14 protein-coding genes, 1 tRNA gene and 1 pseudogene are annotated in these 14322 nt (G+C 71.0%); 8 read left to right on the forward strand and 8 right to left on the reverse strand.

What is annotated here, in order from left to right; genetic code table 11:
• A tRNA-Phe gene (locus ACLFOB_RS05090) sits at nucleotides 1-76 on the reverse strand.
• 127 nt (nucleotides 77-203) lie between these two features.
• Here ACLFOB_RS05090 and ACLFOB_RS05095 point away from each other — a divergent pair.
• Nucleotides 204-1118 carry a diacylglycerol/lipid kinase family protein gene (locus ACLFOB_RS05095; RefSeq protein ID WP_410925257.1) on the forward strand — a complete coding sequence of 305 codons (915 nt, stop codon included), beginning with the start codon at nucleotides 204-206 and terminating at the stop codon, nucleotides 1116-1118.
• On the forward strand, nucleotides 1115-1930 hold the full coding sequence (locus tag ACLFOB_RS05100) for a metallophosphoesterase family protein (protein WP_410916840.1): 816 nt from the start codon (nucleotides 1115-1117) through the stop codon (nucleotides 1928-1930). Before ACLFOB_RS05095 ends, ACLFOB_RS05100 begins: the two co-directional genes overlap by 4 nt.
• 703 nt (nucleotides 1931-2633) lie before the next feature.
• Here ACLFOB_RS05100 and ruvB read toward each other — a convergent pair.
• The 3 genes from ruvB to ruvC all read right to left on the reverse strand — a co-directional run bounded on the left by ruvB (nucleotide 2634) and on the right by ruvC (nucleotide 4895).
• Nucleotides 2634-3665, reverse strand: a complete 1032-nt coding sequence (gene ruvB, locus ACLFOB_RS05105; protein WP_410916841.1) for a Holliday junction branch migration DNA helicase RuvB — start codon at nucleotides 3663-3665, stop codon at nucleotides 2634-2636.
• A 70-nt stretch (nucleotides 3666-3735) separates the two neighbouring features.
• The gene (gene ruvA / locus ACLFOB_RS05110) at nucleotides 3736-4398 is read right to left on the reverse strand and encodes a Holliday junction branch migration protein RuvA (RefSeq protein WP_410916842.1); all 663 of its coding nucleotides are present in this window, start codon (nucleotides 4396-4398) and stop codon (nucleotides 3736-3738) included.
• Nucleotides 4395-4895, reverse strand: a complete 501-nt coding sequence (gene ruvC / locus ACLFOB_RS05115; RefSeq protein ID WP_410916843.1) for a crossover junction endodeoxyribonuclease RuvC — start codon at nucleotides 4893-4895, stop codon at nucleotides 4395-4397. Before ruvC ends, ruvA begins: the two co-directional genes overlap by 4 nt.
• Before the next feature lie 325 nt (nucleotides 4896-5220).
• Between ruvC and ACLFOB_RS05120 the strand changes: the two genes are divergently transcribed.
• Nucleotides 5221-5421 (forward strand): DUF1127 domain-containing protein, encoded by a 201-nt coding sequence (locus ACLFOB_RS05120; RefSeq protein WP_410925259.1) that lies wholly within the window; start codon nucleotides 5221-5223, stop codon nucleotides 5419-5421.
• Between the two features lie 122 nt (nucleotides 5422-5543).
• On the opposite strand, the gene ACLFOB_RS05125 is transcribed toward ACLFOB_RS05120, so the two are convergent.
• Both ACLFOB_RS05125 and ACLFOB_RS05130 read right to left on the reverse strand, forming a co-directional pair.
• Nucleotides 5544-5882, reverse strand: a complete 339-nt coding sequence (locus ACLFOB_RS05125) for a hypothetical protein (RefSeq protein WP_410925261.1) — start codon at nucleotides 5880-5882, stop codon at nucleotides 5544-5546.
• Nucleotides 5883-5985: 103 nt separating this feature from the next.
• Nucleotides 5986-6858, reverse strand: a complete 873-nt coding sequence (locus ACLFOB_RS05130; protein ID WP_410916846.1) for a 50S ribosomal protein L11 methyltransferase — start codon at nucleotides 6856-6858, stop codon at nucleotides 5986-5988.
• A gap of 405 nt (nucleotides 6859-7263) precedes the next feature.
• Between ACLFOB_RS05130 and ACLFOB_RS05135 the strand changes: the two genes are divergently transcribed.
• A complete protein-coding gene (locus tag ACLFOB_RS05135; RefSeq protein WP_410925263.1) occupies nucleotides 7264-8325 on the forward strand; it encodes a YeeE/YedE family protein in 1062 nt (353 codons plus the stop codon).
• Nucleotides 8326-8427: 102 nt separating this feature from the next.
• Here ACLFOB_RS05135 and ACLFOB_RS05140 read toward each other — a convergent pair whose 3' ends face one another.
• On the reverse strand, nucleotides 8428-10641 hold the full coding sequence (locus tag ACLFOB_RS05140; RefSeq protein ID WP_410925265.1) for a primosomal protein N': 2214 nt from the start codon (nucleotides 10639-10641) through the stop codon (nucleotides 8428-8430).
• Nucleotides 10642-10711: 70 nt separating this feature from the next.
• Here ACLFOB_RS05140 and fsa point away from each other — a divergent pair, with 70 nt between their 5' ends.
• From fsa to ACLFOB_RS05160, 4 genes are all read left to right on the forward strand, one after another.
• Nucleotides 10712-11365 carry a fructose-6-phosphate aldolase gene (fsa, locus tag ACLFOB_RS05145; RefSeq protein ID WP_410916850.1) on the forward strand — a complete coding sequence of 218 codons (654 nt, stop codon included), beginning with the start codon at nucleotides 10712-10714 and terminating at the stop codon, nucleotides 11363-11365.
• Nucleotides 11366-11404: 39 nt separating this feature from the next.
• A complete protein-coding gene (locus ACLFOB_RS05150; protein ID WP_410925267.1) occupies nucleotides 11405-12112 on the forward strand; it encodes a DUF484 family protein in 708 nt (235 codons plus the stop codon).
• Nucleotides 12109-13038, forward strand: coding sequence for a tyrosine recombinase XerC (locus ACLFOB_RS05155; RefSeq protein ID WP_410925269.1), 930 nt, complete (start codon nucleotides 12109-12111; stop codon nucleotides 13036-13038). The genes ACLFOB_RS05150 and ACLFOB_RS05155 overlap by 4 nt, the downstream gene beginning before the upstream one ends.
• Before the next feature lie 216 nt (nucleotides 13039-13254).
• Nucleotides 13255-13947, forward strand: coding sequence for a CDP-alcohol phosphatidyltransferase family protein (locus ACLFOB_RS05160; RefSeq protein WP_410925271.1), 693 nt, complete (start codon nucleotides 13255-13257; stop codon nucleotides 13945-13947).
• A 14-nt stretch (nucleotides 13948-13961) separates the two neighbouring features.
• Here the strand turns inward: ACLFOB_RS05160 and ACLFOB_RS05165 are convergent.
• A pseudogene (locus ACLFOB_RS05165) lies at nucleotides 13962-14258 on the reverse strand (IS66 family transposase); the annotation flags it as partial.
• Nucleotides 14259-14322: the final 64 nt, after the last annotated feature.

The raw sequence follows: 14322 nt of genomic DNA on the forward strand, positions 1-14322 counted from the left end.
TGGTGCCGAGGGACGGAATCGAACCGCCGACACGACGATTTTCAGTCGTCTGCTCTACCAACTGAGCTACCTCGGCCTCGCCGGCTGGGTTTAGTGCAGCCTCGGGGGGGTGTCAACGCGGTTCCGGCAGGGTGTTCATCGGGGGAACGCAAGCCCTTGGGAGCGGGTTTGACGGATATGCCGCGTGCCCGGAGACCCGCCCAATGACCGCCCCCTTCGCTGTCGTCGTCAATCCCGCCTCCGGCGAGCCGGCCGGGCGCGAAGGCCGGACGGAACGGCTGCGCCGGCGCTTCGCGGAGGCGGGCCTCGAGGCCGATATCCACCCCACCGGCCGCGGCCGGTCGCCGGGCGAGGCGGCGCGCGCCGCCGTCCGGTCCGGGGCTGCGACCGTGGTGGCGGCGGGCGGCGACGGGACCGTGTCGGGCGTGGCCGATGCGCTGGTCGCCGCGCCCCGCCCCGCGCGGCTCGGGGTCGTCCCGCTGGGGACGTTCAACTACTTCGCCCGCGGTCTCGGGCTGCCGCTCGACGAGGATCGGGCGATCGCGGTGCTTGCGGGCGGGCATCTGCGCGAAGTCCACCCGGGATGCGTCAACGGCAGGGTGTTTCTCAACAACATGAGCCTTGGCCTCTATCCGTCCATTCTCGAGCGGCGGGAGGGGATCTATGCGCGCTGGGGCCGCTCCCGCATCGCGGCCTACTGGTCCGTCGTGCTGGCGCTGGCCGGAATGCAGCGGCCCATGCGCCTGTCGCTGACCCTCGACGGGCGGACCCGCCGGCTGCGCACGCCACTTCTCTTCGTCGCGCGGTCGGCCTTCCAGCTCGAGACCTACAATCTCGAGGGCGCCGAGGCCGTGCGCGCGGGCGGTCTTGCCGTCTTTGCCGCGAGCGGCACGCGGCGGCGCGACCTGGCCCGTGCCGCGCTCGCCCTTGCGCGCGGCAAGCCGGAGCGCGGCGATCACTTCGCCCTTGGCACCGCGCGACGACTGGTCATCGGTACCGGGCGTTCCCGCAGCCTGGTCGCCCGCGACGGCGAGCGCGAATGGATGCAGACCCCCCTGCGCGTGGCGCCCGCGCGATCGGCGCTGGACGTGCATGTGCCGCAGGAAGACGCTGGATGAGACGCATCGTTCATCTGTCCGACCTGCACTTCGGCCGCGAGACGCCGGAATTGCTGGCCCCCCTGCTCGCTGCCGTCCGCGAGGCAGAACCCGACCTGGTCGCGGTGACAGGCGACCTGACGCAGCGGGCGCGCCGCGCGCAGTTCGAGGCCGCCGCGCACTTTCTCGACGCCCTGCCCGCGCCGGTCCTCTGCGTGCCGGGCAACCACGACATCCCCCTCGACCGGCCCGACCTGCGTCTCCTGCGGCCCTTCGCCCGCTATCGCCGCCATGTTTCGCGCGATCTTGCGCCGGTGTGGCAGGATCCGGCGCTGATGGTGCAGGGTCTGAACACCGCTGACCCCTTGGCCTGGCAGCGCGGGCGCGTGCGCCGGCGGCACCTGAGGCGCGCCTGCCGCGCGTTTCCCGGCTCGGGGCGGCTGAACGTGCTCCTCGCGCACCATCCCTTCGGCCAGTCGCCCGGCAGCGGCAAGAAACTTATGCGCAACGCGCGCCGTACGCTCGAGACGCTTGCCGACTGCGACGCACACCTCGTGCTGTCGGGACATCTCCACCGCTGGCTCGCGGAACCCTTCGTCGAGCGCAAGGGCGGCACCCGCGTTCTGCAGGTGCATGTCGGGACGGGTATCTCGACCCGGCACCGCGGACAGGGCAACGATTTCGCCGTGATCACGCTGGACGGCGGGCAGATCGGCGTGACGCGGATGCTCGCGGATCAGGGTCGTTTTCGCCGCGACGCGGGTTTCGCCTTTGTCCGCGGCGACTCTGGCTGGCGCACGAGTGCTGCCCCGGCGATCCCGCGCGAGAGCTAGACCCGCGATCGGGCGATGGCGGCGCGGCGGAGCGCCGACGCGGCCTTGCCCGTGACGCGGTCGGCGATGCGGCGCGGCCGGCCGCCGCATAGGGCCCCCGGTCGGATGAAGGACCGTGGCGTTCAACAAGACGCGGCGCGCGGGCGGCTGCCCTTGGCTCCACAGGCCCGCGCGTTCGCTCCGGTGCTTCGGCCCATGGAAGGACGGTCGGTTCGGCACTTCGGCGGCCCGTTTTTGTTGCCAGCAAGGCCGCCCCGCAACGGCCGCCCCGTTGTGGCCCGGACGTGCCGGTGCCCCCGCCTGCCAAGCGCCGGCAGGGCCCACTGGCGGCGACATGCCCGCCATCTGTTCCATCGGGCGCAAGTGTCGCCAGCAGATTGCGCGACGACGACTGGGCGTCACGCAGATCGATATGCCAAACTCGTCATTCCTGACGAAGAACGCCCGGTCCGGCGCCGCCCGGCGCGCTACCAGATGTCGCTTGACGGGGACGCGCATGGGCTACGACACGCAGCCGGAGGCGAGCCAATTCATCGTCGGGATCCGTGTCGAAGACCGCGACGGCGCGCCGCTTTCGGTGATCTACTCCGCCACGGGCGCGTCCGTCTTCCCGGACCGGAATACTCTGGGGCGGAGAAATACTCTGGGGCGGAGAATGCCGCGCGAGCGGCAGAGCGGGGGCAGCCCGCCGTCCCTTTCCCGCTCAATCCTCGAAAAGCCCGGGCTGGCCCGGCGGCGCAGGCGGCGCGAGGCCCAGGTGCGTCCAGCCGCGCTGCGCCAGCATCCGCCCGCGCGGCGTGCGCTGGATCAGCCCCTGCTGCAGCAGGTAGGGCTCGATCACCTCCTCGAGCGCGTCGCGGCTTTCCGACAGCGCGGCCGAGATCGTCTCGATCCCCACAGGGCCGCCCATGTAGCTCTCCGCGATCAGCCGCAGGTAGCGGCGATCGGCCGAATCGAGGCCCAGCCCGTCCACCCCCAACCGTGTCAGTGCGCCGTCGGCAAGCGCGCGGGTCACCCGCCCGTCGCCCTCGACCACGGCGAAATCCACCACCCGGCGCAAGAGCCGCCCGGCGATGCGCGGGGTGCCGCGCGCGCGGCGCGCGATCTCCTCCGCGCCGGCCCGGTCGGCCGGAACGCCCAGCTTCACGGCGTTGCGGGCGACGATCTCGGTCAGCTCTTCGGCGGCATAGAATTCCAGCCGCACGGGGATGCCGAAGCGATCGCGCAGCGGCGTGGTCAACAGCCCCAGCCGCGTGGTCGCCCCTACCAGCGTGAAGGGCTGCAGCTCGATCCGCACGGTGCGCGCCGCCGGCCCCTCGCCGATCACGAGATCGAGCTCGAAATCCTCCATCGCCGGGTAGAGGATCTCCTCGACCACCGGGTTCAGCCGGTGAATCTCGTCGATGAAAAGGACGTCGCGCGCCTCGAGATTGGTGAGAATCGCGGCCAGATCGCCGGCCCTGGCCAGCACCGGCCCGCTCGTCATGCGGAAGTTGACACCCAGTTCGCGCGCGACGATCTGCGCGAGGGTGGTCTTGCCAAGGCCCGGCGGACCGAAGAACAGCGTGTGATCCATCGCCTCGCCGCGCTGGCGGGCGGAGTCGAGAAAGACGCGCAGGTTCGCCCGCGCCTCCGCCTGACCGATGAACTCCGACAGCGCGAGCGGCCGCAGCGCACGGTCCGCATCGCCCGCCTGAGGTTCGGGGCGCAGGGTGGGATCGGGGCCCGCCGTCATCGCTCTTCCAGCCCGTGCGGGCTGTCATCGCGAAGAGGACCCGTGAGGGACCGATGAGCGCGCATCTCTCCTATCCCTTCGGCGCCAGCCGCCCGAGCGCGGCGCGGATCAGCGCGGCGGTGTCGGCCTCCGGCGTCTCGTGCTGCGCCTCGGCGACGGCGGCCGCCGCCTCGCCGGGGGCGTAGCCCAGATTGCCCAGCGCCGACAGCGCCTCTGCCCGCGCGGGCGCCGAGGTGACGGGGCGCGTCGCAGGTGCAACCGCAGGCCCCGCCGCGTCGGCTGCAACAGGCGCTGTCGGTTCGGAGACCCCCGCGTGATCCAGCGCCATGACCCCCGGCGCCTTGTCGCGCAGTTCGTTGACCACGCGCTGCGCCGTCTTGGGACCGATCCCCTTCGCCGCCTTGATCGCGGACCAGTCGCCCAGCGCCACCGCACGGCTCACCCCGTCCGCGCCCAGCGCGCCCAGGATCGCCAGCGAGGCCTTGGCCCCCACCCCCTGCACCCGCATCAGCAGGCGGTGCCATTCCCGTTCGCCCAGCGTGAGAAAGCCGTAGAGCTGCAGCAGGTCCTCGCGCACCAGCAGATCGGTCCAGAGCGCCACCGCCTCGCCCGGTCCCGGCAGCGCGCCCAGGGTGCGCTCCGAGCAGTGCACCACATAGCCCACGCCGCGCACATCGATCAGCACGTGATCCTCCGCGCGATACTCGATCCGCCCGGCAAGCCGCCCGATCATCGCGCCGCCCCCGCCAGCGCGTGCAGCCGACGGCCCCGCGCGTGATGGGCATGGCAGATCGCCACCGCCAGCGCATCCGCGGCATCAGGCCCCGCAAGCCGCACGCCGGGCAATTGCATCCGCACCATGTGCTGGACCTGCTCCTTCGCCGCATGACCCACGCCCACGACGGTCTTCTTCACCTGGTTGGGCGCGTATTCGTCCACGGGGAGCCCTGCCTGCGCCGGCACCAGCAGCGCGATGCCGCGCGCCTGTCCCAGCTTCAGGGTGCCGGCCGCGTCCTTGTTGACGAAGGTCTGCTCGACCGCGGCGCAATCGGGGGCGAAGCGCGCGACGATATCGGCAAGCTGCGTGTGCAGCGCAAGCAGGCGTGCCGCCAGATCGCCCTCGCCCGAGAGGCAGTGCCCGTTGCCAAGGTGCGAAAGGCGCCCACCCTCGGCCTCGATCACCCCCCACCCGAGGGTGCGCAAGCCCGGATCGATCCCCAGAACCCGCATGTACGCCCCTGCCTGTTGCTTTTCCGACGCACTAGCACGAAACGCGAACGCCCGCCAATGGGGAAAGCGGCCGTGGCCTGTTTGCGACGCCGGTGTCGCGCTTGGGACACCGGCCGTCCGAAAGCGACACGCCGAGGCCCGGAGACGACAGGAATAAAGCGGATTTTTGCCGGGAATTCAGAGTATTGCATCGTGTCAAGAGGCATGTCGCCGCTGCATGTGACCCATGCAAAAAATGCTCATTGTGCGGTCGCGCCGGCCCGCCTAACTGCGTCCTGTCAGACACAGGAGCACGCAGGCTCCGCGCAGGCACAGGAGGCTGGAAATGGCTGCATTCGACACCGCCCGTACAACCTACGGCAAGCCGGCCGTGCCCGGCCGCATGTCGTTCGGATTCCCCGGAATGCTGGGGGCGCTGGCGGCATGGAACGACGCACGCGTCACCCGCAAGGCTCTCTCGAAGCTCAGCGACCGGGAACTCGAGGATATCGGCCTGACCCGCGGGGAAATCGACCGGATCGGCTGATTCAACGCCGGTGCGCGCGCCGGCGGTGACAGGACGACACGCGCGAGGCCCGGCCGGATCGGCTGGGCTTTCGCTTGTCCGGGACAGTGACGCACCGGAAGAATCGCGCCGGACGATGGATGTCAGTTCAGGAACGGCCAGAGTTGCGCGGCGACCCATTCGGTCGCCGGGTCGATCTCCATCGCCCAGGCGCCGCCCTGTTCGATGACGGTGCCCGAACGCAGCAGGGCGAGACGGTCCTCGTAGAGTTCCTGCCCGAGGTGGGCCAGAACCAGCCCCTTGAACACGACGAACCCGGCCGCGACAAGCAACAGGCCGCGCAGCGGCAGCCTCAGCCCCCGGCGCTTCGGGCGGAACGTGACCAGGCCGGTGCTGTCGATGTAGGGCACCGCGCCGCGCGACAGACGGCGGTTTCTGCGCTGAATACGCCGCAGGCGCTCGTCGAATTCGATTTGGGCCATGGCAGCCTCCGATACCGGCCCCCACCGGTATGCTCCTCATGTCGGCCGAAAATGTGGCAAGAATGGGGCAAACGTGTCAATTGCCCAGAAGATTGCGGGTGAATTATGACATCTTTCGGAACTGCAGGGTAATCCAATCTACAATTCTTTCACTCTTCTCGAGACTGAAGCCGTGGCGTGCATAATGCGCCGCCACATCGTCGCCTTGTTCGGTGAGAAGTCCCGAGAGAATCAGTCGCCCGCGGGGCGAACAATGCGCCGCCATGTCCGGCGCCAGCGCGATGAGGGGCGCTTTCAGGATATTCGCGACAATCAGGTCGAAGGGCGCCGCCGCCGCCAGGTCGGGATGCCGGAACCCCTCTGCCACGCGGCAGGCAACGCGGCCCGCGAGCCCGTTTGCCGCAAGATTGGCCTCGGCGACCTCCACCGCGACCGGGTCCATGTCCGAGGCGATCACCCGCGCCTCCGGCCAGAGCCGCGCCGCCGCCATCGCCAACACCGCGGTGCCGCAGCCGATATCCGCGACCCGCGCGGGCGGCGGTGCGTCGGACAGGGCGTCCAGCGCCCGCAGGCAGCCCTGTGTCGTGCCGTGGTGCCCGGTGCCGAAGGCCATGCTCGCCTCGATCAGCAGCGGCTCGGCATCTTCCGGCACACCGTCGGCGTCGTGCGATCCGTGCACGAAGAACCGGCCCGCCACCACCGGCGCAAGTTCGCGCCGGACATGCGCGACCCAGTCGGTCTCCGGCAACACCGAGACCGTGAAGCGCGCCGCGCCATGTGCCGCGGCCAGCAGCGCCAGCGCCACCTCATCCGGTGCCGCGTCGAAATAGGCCCCCACCTCCCACAGGCCCGAGCCATCCTCGATCTCGAAGACGCCGACCCCGGTGGGCGCGGGCTCCAGCGCCTCCAGCGCCTCGCCCAGTGCCTCGGCGGCATCGCGGCCCGAGAGAGTGGTCAGCGCGGTATAGGTGGGCATGGATGATCTCCGCTAGGGGGGGCTGGAGGCTCGTGGCAGCGACGGTGACCAACGTCAAGCGGGGCGCTCGCCCTGCGCGATACATCGACGCCTGCCGCGGCGCCCGGGCGTTCCGGCGCAAGTCATGCGGGCTGCGCCAGCCGGTCCGCAACCGCCGAAGTCCCGCATCTCAGGTCGCGGGCGCGGCACCCATCGGCGCTGCACCACAGACAGCGCGGCGTTCGCAACCGGTGGCCGGCACACCTTCGAAGGGCGACATAGGCTGCCACCCGCAGAGCCCCGGACGCCGGACCCCAGGCACCGGGCCGGCGGTCATTTTCGCGCAACGTGATCTGCATCAAGGCGGCGACCTCCCGGACATGGCACGAACCGCCCTGTCCGGCCCTGTGCGACGGAGGCGGCGACATGGACATAATCCCCCTGCTCGAGCGGATCGGCGAGGCGCCCGCGGCGGCGCTCTTCGGGGTGCTGACCGGCCTGATCTTCGGCGTGGCGGCGCAGCGGTCGCGCTTCTGCCTGCGCGCGGCGACGGTCGAATTCGCGCGTGGCCGGCTGGGCGACAAGGTGGCGGTCTGGCTGCTGACCTTCTCGACCGCGCTGGTCTGGGTGCAGGCGGCGGCGCTGACAGGGCTGTTGCGCCCCGACGACGCGCGCATGATGGCGGTGCCGGGCAGCTGGTCCGGCGCGATCATCGGCGGGCTGATGTTCGGCGCGGGCATGGTGCTGGCGCGCGGCTGCTCGGGGCGGCTGCTGGTGCTGGCGGCGACGGGCAACCTGCGCTCGGTGGTCTCCGGCCTGATCTTCGCGGTGGTGGCGCAGATGGCGCTCGCCGGCTGGCTCACGCCGGCGCGCGACCGTCTGGCGGGGCTCTGGATCACGGAAGGCGGTCAGAACCTGAACCTGCTGACCTGGGCGGGCCTGCCGCAGTGGGGCGGGCTTGCGCTTGGGCTTGCCATCGCGGCGGTCGCGCTCGAGCTTTCCCGGCGCAACCGGATCGGCCCCGCGCGGCTGGTCTTCGCCTCGGGCGTCGGCTTCTCGGTGGCCGTGGGCTACTGGCTGACCTTTTCGCTCGCTCAGGTGGCCTTCGACCCGGTGACCATCGAAAGCATCACCTTCACTGGCCCCTCTGCCAGCACGCTGATGTTCACCCTCGACCGGGCGGCGATCCTCGACTTCGACATCGGTCTCGTGCCGGGCGTCTTCCTCGGCGCGTTCCTTGCGGCATGGTGGGGCCGGGAGCTGAAGTTCCAGGGCTTCGAGAGCGAGATCAGCATGCGCAAGGCGATGGTCGGCGCGGCGATGATGGGCTTCGGGGGCATGCTTGCGGGGGGCTGCGCGATCGGGGCGGGCGTCACCGGCGGCTCGATCTTCGCGGGCACGGCCCTGATGGCGCTCTTCTGCATGTGGCTGGGTGCAATCGTGACGGATGTCCTGGTCGATCAGCGGGCCGCGGCGCAGGCGGCGTGAGCGCCGTCTTTCAATGGTCTGAAAATACCCATTCCGCGCGCCGCTGCGACGCCGGGCCCGCGGCTGGGCACGGGCCTGGGTATTTCCGGACCATTGAAGGATCTAGAAGAAGCTCTGCGGGTCGATGTCCACGGCAAGGCGCAGGGGCGGTTTCACCTCGACCTGCGCGATCCAGTCCGAAAGCGCGCCCTGCAACGGGGCACCTTTCGCCGCCTTGACCAGCAGGCGCACGCGGTGGCGGCCGCGGATCCGGGCGATGGGCGCGGGCGCCGGGCCCCAGACCTGCGCGCCGATGCGTCTGAGCGGCGCATCGGCGCGGGCAAGCGCCTGCGCCAGCTCGAAGACCGGCTGCGGTTCGGGGCCCGACAGTATGATCCCCGCCAACCGGCCGTAGGGCGGCATCCCTGCCGCCTGCCGCGCCGCGGCCTCGGCGCGCCAGAAGCCCTCCTCGTCGCCGGCGAGGATGGCGCGGATCACCGGATGCTCGGGCTGGTGGGTCTGCAGCAGCGCCACGCCGGGCTTTTCGGCCCGCCCCGCGCGCCCTGCCACCTGCCGCATGAGCTGGAAGGTGCGCTCCGCCGCCCGCAGGTCCGAGCCGTGCAAAGCGAGGTCGGCGTCGATCACCCCCACCAGCGTGAGCAGAGGGAAGTTGTGACCCTTGGCGACGAGCTGCGTGCCGATCACGATGTCGGCGCCGCCTTCCGCGATGGCGGCGATCTCGGCCTTGAGCGCGCGGGCCGAGGCGAAGAGGTCGGAACTGAGCACCGCAAGCCGCGCGCCCGGAAAGCGCGCCGCCGCCTCCTCGGCCAGCCGCTCGACGCCGGGACCGATCGCGGCGAGGCTGTCCTCCTTGCCGCACTCGGGACAGGCGGCCGGCGTCGGGATCGACTCGCCGCACTGGTGGCAGACGAGACGCCTGAGAAAGCGGTGTTCGACCAGCCGCGCGTCGCAGTGCGGGCACCCGATCTGATGCCCGCAGGCGCGGCAGAGCGTGACCGGGGCATAGCCGCGCCGGTTGATGAAGAGCATCGCCTGCTCGCCCGCCTCGATCCGCGTCTCGACCGCGCGCGCCAGCGTCCCGGATATCCAGCGGCCGGCGGGCAGCCCCTCTGCGCGCATGTCGATGGCCCGCATCTCGGGCAGGACCGCGCCGAAGCGCGCGGGCAGTTCGAGCCGCGCGTATTTGCCGGCCTCTGCATTGGCCCAGCTTTCCAGCGAGGGCGTGGCCGAGGCCAGCACCACCTGCGCCCGGGCCAGCGAGGCGCGCAGCACGGCCATGTCTCGCGCGTTGTAGAGCACCCCGTCCTCCTGCTTGTAGGAGCTGTCGTGCTCTTCATCCACGACGATCAGGCCCAGATCGGCGAAGGGCAGGAAGAGCGCAGAGCGCGCGCCCACCACCATCTGCGCGCCGCCCTCGCCCGCCATGCGCCAGACGCGGCGCCGTTCGGTCATCGTGAGGCCCGAGTGCCATTCGGCCGGCCGCGCGCCGAAGCGCGCCTCGACCCGGGCGAGGAATTCGGCTGTCAGCGCGATCTCGGGCAAGAGGACCAGCGCCTGCCGGCCCTGCGCAAGGCATTCTGCCACCGCCTCGAGATAGACCTCGGTCTTGCCCGAGCCGGTGACGCCCTTGAGCAGCGTGGTGCCGTAGCCGCCCGGCGCCAGCGCCGCGCGCAGCCGGGCGGCCGCCGGCGCCTGATCCTCGCTCAGCGACTTGCCGCGCACCTGCGGGTCGAGCCGGGGAAAGGGCGCGTCGCGCGGCGTCTCGATCTCGGCCACCGCGCCCTGCGCGACAAGGCCCTTGACGACCGAGGACGAGACACCCGCCTCGTCGGTCAGTTCGCGCAGAGTCAGACCGGATTCGGCCGCCTCCAGCACCTCCAGCACGCGTTCGCGCGCCTCGGTCATGCGCGTGGGCGCCGCGTCCCCCAGGCGGTAGAGCCGCTGCATCGACGGCGGATCGCCCAGCCCCGGCGCGCGCGTCGCCAGCCGCAGCATCGCGGGCAGCGGCGTCAGCGTGTAGTCCGCCGCGCGTTCGAGAAACCCGCGCAGCTCGGCGCGCATCGGGGCCGCGTCGAGCACGCGCAGCAACGGCCGCAGCTTCGCCTCCGGCACCTCGCCGCTGCCCGGCCCCCAGACCACGCCCAGGACGCGGCGCGGCCCCAGCGGCGCCTCGACGAAGGCGCCCGCGCGCACGCCGCCTTCGGGCGCGCGATAGTCGAAGGGCCGGCCCAGCGGCTGCGTCGTCAGAACGGCGATCCGCGCGCCTTCGGGGTAGAAGGCGGACGGATCGGAACGCGGGGTCGGGGCTTTGCTCATGGCCGCAACCGGAGTAAACGCGACGGCGACAGAGGCCAAGCCGCAACCGCGTTCACCGAAAGAGAGACCCATGAAATTCTTCGTCGACACCGCCGACATCGCGGCCATCCGCGAACTCCACGAACTTGGCGTCGTGGACGGCGTCACCACCAACCCCTCGCTGATCATGAAGTCGGGCCGCGACATCCGCGAGGTCACCGCCGAGATCTGCGCCCTTGTGGACGGCCCCGTGAGCGCCGAGACCGTCGCGCCGGACGCCGACGGCATGGTGGCCGAGGGGCGCGAGCTTGCGAAGATCGCGGACAACATCGCGATCAAGGTGCCGCTCACCTGGGAGGGGCTTAAGGCCTGCAAGACGCTTTCGGACGAGGGGCGCATGGTCAATGTCACGCTCTGCTTCTCCGCCGCGCAGGCCCTGCTGGCCGCCAAGGCGGGCGCCAGCTTCATCTCGCCCTTCATCGGGCGGCTCGACGACATCAACCTCGACGGGCTGCAGCTCATTGCCGACATCCGCGAGATCTATGACGCGCACGGCTACGAGACAGAGGTGCTGGCCGCCTCGATCCGTTCGGTCAACCACATGACCGAATGCGCCAGGATCGGCGCCGACGTGGCCACCGCGCCTCCCGCGGTGATCAAGGCGATGGCCGCCCACCCGCTGACCGACAAGGGGCTTGCCGCCTTCCTCGCCGACTGGGAAAAAACGGGGCAGAAAATCCTCTGAGCGCGTGCTAGTGTGTCTGAAAAACCAGAGGCACGAGGCATGAGCAGCACTACAGCCCTGATCGACCCGTCCCTGCGGGCGCGCCTGATCGCGTCGCCGGAAACCATCCTCGAAGACGCCGAAGTGATGCGCGCGCTGGTCGCGGCGAACGAGCGCACGATGGGCGCCAACATCGTCGACATGCGCGGCATCGCCATGGAGCGGCTGGAAGCGCGGCTCGACCGGCTGGAAGAGACGCACCGCAGCGTCATCGCCGCGGCCTACGACAACCTCGCCGGCACCAACCAGGTGCATCGCGCGATCCTGCGGATGCTCGATCCCGCGGATTTCGCGGCATTCCTTGCCGATCTCGAGGGCGAGGTCGCGGCGATCCTTCGGGTCGAGGCGCTGCGGCTGGTTCTTGAGTCCGCGCAGGGTCAGGTCGACCCGGTGCTGTCACGGCTGGGCGGCGTGCTGCGCGTGACCGAGCCCGGGTTCGGCCCGCGCTACCTTGGTGCGGAGGGCCCGGTGCCCCGCCCCGTGACGCTCCGCCAGATCGACGGCGGCGCGCGCCGGCTCTACGGGGATGCGGCGGCAGAGCTTCGATCCGAGGCCGTGATCCGGCTGGACCTGGGCGAGGGCCGGCTGCCCGGCTACCTGCTGATGGGATCCGAGGATCCGCACCAGTTCAGCCCGCAGCACGGCACCGACCTGCTGGCCTTCTTCGGCGGCGTCTTCGAGCGCACGATGCGGCGCTGGCTGGCGTGATCTCGAAGGGGGCCGCGGAGGCGCTGGAGGGGTGGCTGGCCGCGCGCCGGGCGCTTCGCGGCGGCGCGCCCAACACGGAGGCGGCCTATCGCGCCGATGTCGCGGATTTCATGGGCTTTCTGGCCGAGCATCACGGCGGGCCGCAGGGCCGCGCGGCGCTGGCGCGCGCGGGGCTTGGCGACGTGCGCGCCTGGCTTGCACGGGGGCGCGCGGGGGGCGCGGGACCACGCACGCTTGCCCGGCGACTTTCGGCGCTCAAGAGCTTCTACCGCTGGCTGGCCGAGACGGACGGCTTCGACGCCTCCGCGATCCTTGCCGCGCGCGCGCCGAAGTACCCGCGCGGCCTGCCCCGCCCGCTTGCAGAGGAGGCGGCACGCGAGCTGCTGGACACCGTGGGTCTGCAGCACGCGGAAGCCTGGATCGCCGCGCGCGATGCGGCGGTTGTGACGCTGCTTTACGGCTGCGGCCTGCGGATCGCGGAGGCGCTGTCGCTGAAGGGCCGCGACTGGCCCTTCGGCGAGAGCCTGCGCATCACCGGCAAGGGGGGACGGACGCGGCTGGTGCCGCTCATCCCGGCCGCGCGGGAGGCGGTGGGAGCGTATCTGCGGCTCTGTCCCTTCGCCCTGGAACGCGATGCGCCTCTCTTTCGCGGGGCTCGCGGCGGCGAGCTGAACCCCCGCCTCGTGCAGAAGGCGACCGCGCAGGCGCGCGCGCAGTTGGGCCTGCCGGCCTCGGCCACGCCGCACGCCCTGCGCCACAGCTTCGCCACCCATCTGCTGGCCGCGGGCGGCGACCTGCGCGTGATCCAGGAACTGCTGGGGCATGCCTCGCTCTCCACGACGCAGGGCTATACCGCGGTGGACACCGCGCGGCTGATCGAGGTCTACGAGGCCGCCCACCCCAAGGCGCGGGGCGCCGGCGGCTGAAGTCCGTGCCGGAACCGGCCGCCGACAGGGGGCGCTGCCCCCTCGGCCCTTGCGGGCCTCACCCCCGGGGTATTTCGGGCAAGAGGAAGGACTGGGGGCGCGGCCTCTGCCGCTTCCGGACGGACATGTTTTCCGGATGGACACGAGGCGTGCCAGCGCACGGCGGGCACGCCACGGCGGTTGAACCGGTCCGCGCTTTCCGCCATGAGGGGCGCCATGTCTCCGACCGTGCAGGCGATCCTCGTCCATCTCTTCACCGCCACGGGCGCGGTCTTCGCGATGCTGGCGATGCTGGCGGCGGCCGGGGGCGACTGGCCGATGATGGTGCTCTGGCTGATCGTCGCCTTCGCGGTGGACGGGGTGGACGGTCCGCTGGCACGGCGCTTCCATGTGCGCACGCATGGCGCGCGTTTCGACGGCGACCTTCTGGACCTGATCATCGACTATCTGACCTACGTCTTCATTCCCGCCTTCGCGCTCTTCGAGTCGGGGCTGCTGCCGGGCTGGACCGGCTGGGTGGCGATCATCCTGATCACCTTCGCCTCGGCGCTCTATTTCGCCGACACGCGGATGAAGACGGGTGACAAGTCGTTCAACGGCTTTCCGGGCTGCTGGAACATGGTGGTGCCGGTGCTTTTCGTGGTCGAGCCCGCCTTCTGGCTGATCTTCGGGCTGGTGGCGTCGCTGGCCGTCGCGATGTTCCTGCCGCTGCGCTTCATCCATCCGGTGCGCACCAGACGCTGGCGCACGCTGTCGCTGCCCGTGGCGGTGCTGTGGTCGGCGCTGGTGTTCTGGGCGGCATGGCACGAGTTCGAGGCAAGCGCCGCAGTGACCTGGGCGCTGAGCCTCTCGTCGATCTACCTGCTCTTTGCAGGCATCGCGCAGCAGATGCTGCCCGACCGCGGCTGAAGGCCGGGGGCTCAGGCCTGAGGATCGACGTCGTTCATCTTCGCGGTGACGATCAGGGAATACATGAAGGCGGAGCGGTCGCCGCCGCGCTCCGAGCCGGCGAAGAGCCAGGACTTCCGGCCGAGGGCCACGCCACGGAGCGCGCGTTCGGCCGCGTTGTTCGTGAGGCAGATCCGGCCATCGTCGAGGAAGCGGGTGAAGGCGCCCCGAGGGTCTTTCCTGAACATGTAGTGTTCGGCCTGCCGGTTCAGGGGCTGAGCCGGGCGATCCGTGAGTTGTTCGATCTGACCGTTCCGTATCCTTCTTCCAATCCACGTTCCGTGCTGCGACCGCCCGGACACTCCCGAGCGGCCGGGAGGCCCTAACCCGCTGACT

The sequence above is a fragment of the Rhodosalinus sp. genome, from assembly GCF_046542825.1.
Lineage (GTDB): Bacteria > Pseudomonadota > Alphaproteobacteria > Rhodobacterales > Rhodobacteraceae > Rhodosalinus.

Coding starts and splice junctions, on each gene's coding strand:
- ruvC (WP_410916843.1), bottom strand. CDS start 4,895: ATGCGGGTTCTGGGGATCGATCCGGGCTTGCGCACCCTCGGGTGGGGG.
- ACLFOB_RS05095 (WP_410925257.1), top strand. CDS start 204: ATGACCGCCCCCTTCGCTGTCGTCGTCAATCCCGCCTCCGGCGAGCCG.
- ACLFOB_RS05140 (WP_410925265.1), bottom strand. CDS start 10,641: ATGAGCAAAGCCCCGACCCCGCGTTCCGATCCGTCCGCCTTCTACCCC.
- ACLFOB_RS05135 (WP_410925263.1), top strand. CDS start 7,264: ATGGACATAATCCCCCTGCTCGAGCGGATCGGCGAGGCGCCCGCGGCG.
- ACLFOB_RS05125 (WP_410925261.1), bottom strand. CDS start 5,882: ATGGCCCAAATCGAATTCGACGAGCGCCTGCGGCGTATTCAGCGCAGA.
- ACLFOB_RS05120 (WP_410925259.1), top strand. CDS start 5,221: ATGGCTGCATTCGACACCGCCCGTACAACCTACGGCAAGCCGGCCGTG.
- ACLFOB_RS05100 (WP_410916840.1), top strand. CDS start 1,115: ATGAGACGCATCGTTCATCTGTCCGACCTGCACTTCGGCCGCGAGACG.
- ACLFOB_RS05150 (WP_410925267.1), top strand. CDS start 11,405: ATGAGCAGCACTACAGCCCTGATCGACCCGTCCCTGCGGGCGCGCCTG.
- fsa (WP_410916850.1), top strand. CDS start 10,712: ATGAAATTCTTCGTCGACACCGCCGACATCGCGGCCATCCGCGAACTC.
- ruvA (WP_410916842.1), bottom strand. CDS start 4,398: ATGATCGGGCGGCTTGCCGGGCGGATCGAGTATCGCGCGGAGGATCAC.
- ACLFOB_RS05160 (WP_410925271.1), top strand. CDS start 13,255: ATGTCTCCGACCGTGCAGGCGATCCTCGTCCATCTCTTCACCGCCACG.
- ruvB (WP_410916841.1), bottom strand. CDS start 3,665: ATGACGGCGGGCCCCGATCCCACCCTGCGCCCCGAACCTCAGGCGGGC.
- ACLFOB_RS05130 (WP_410916846.1), bottom strand. CDS start 6,858: ATGCCCACCTATACCGCGCTGACCACTCTCTCGGGCCGCGATGCCGCC.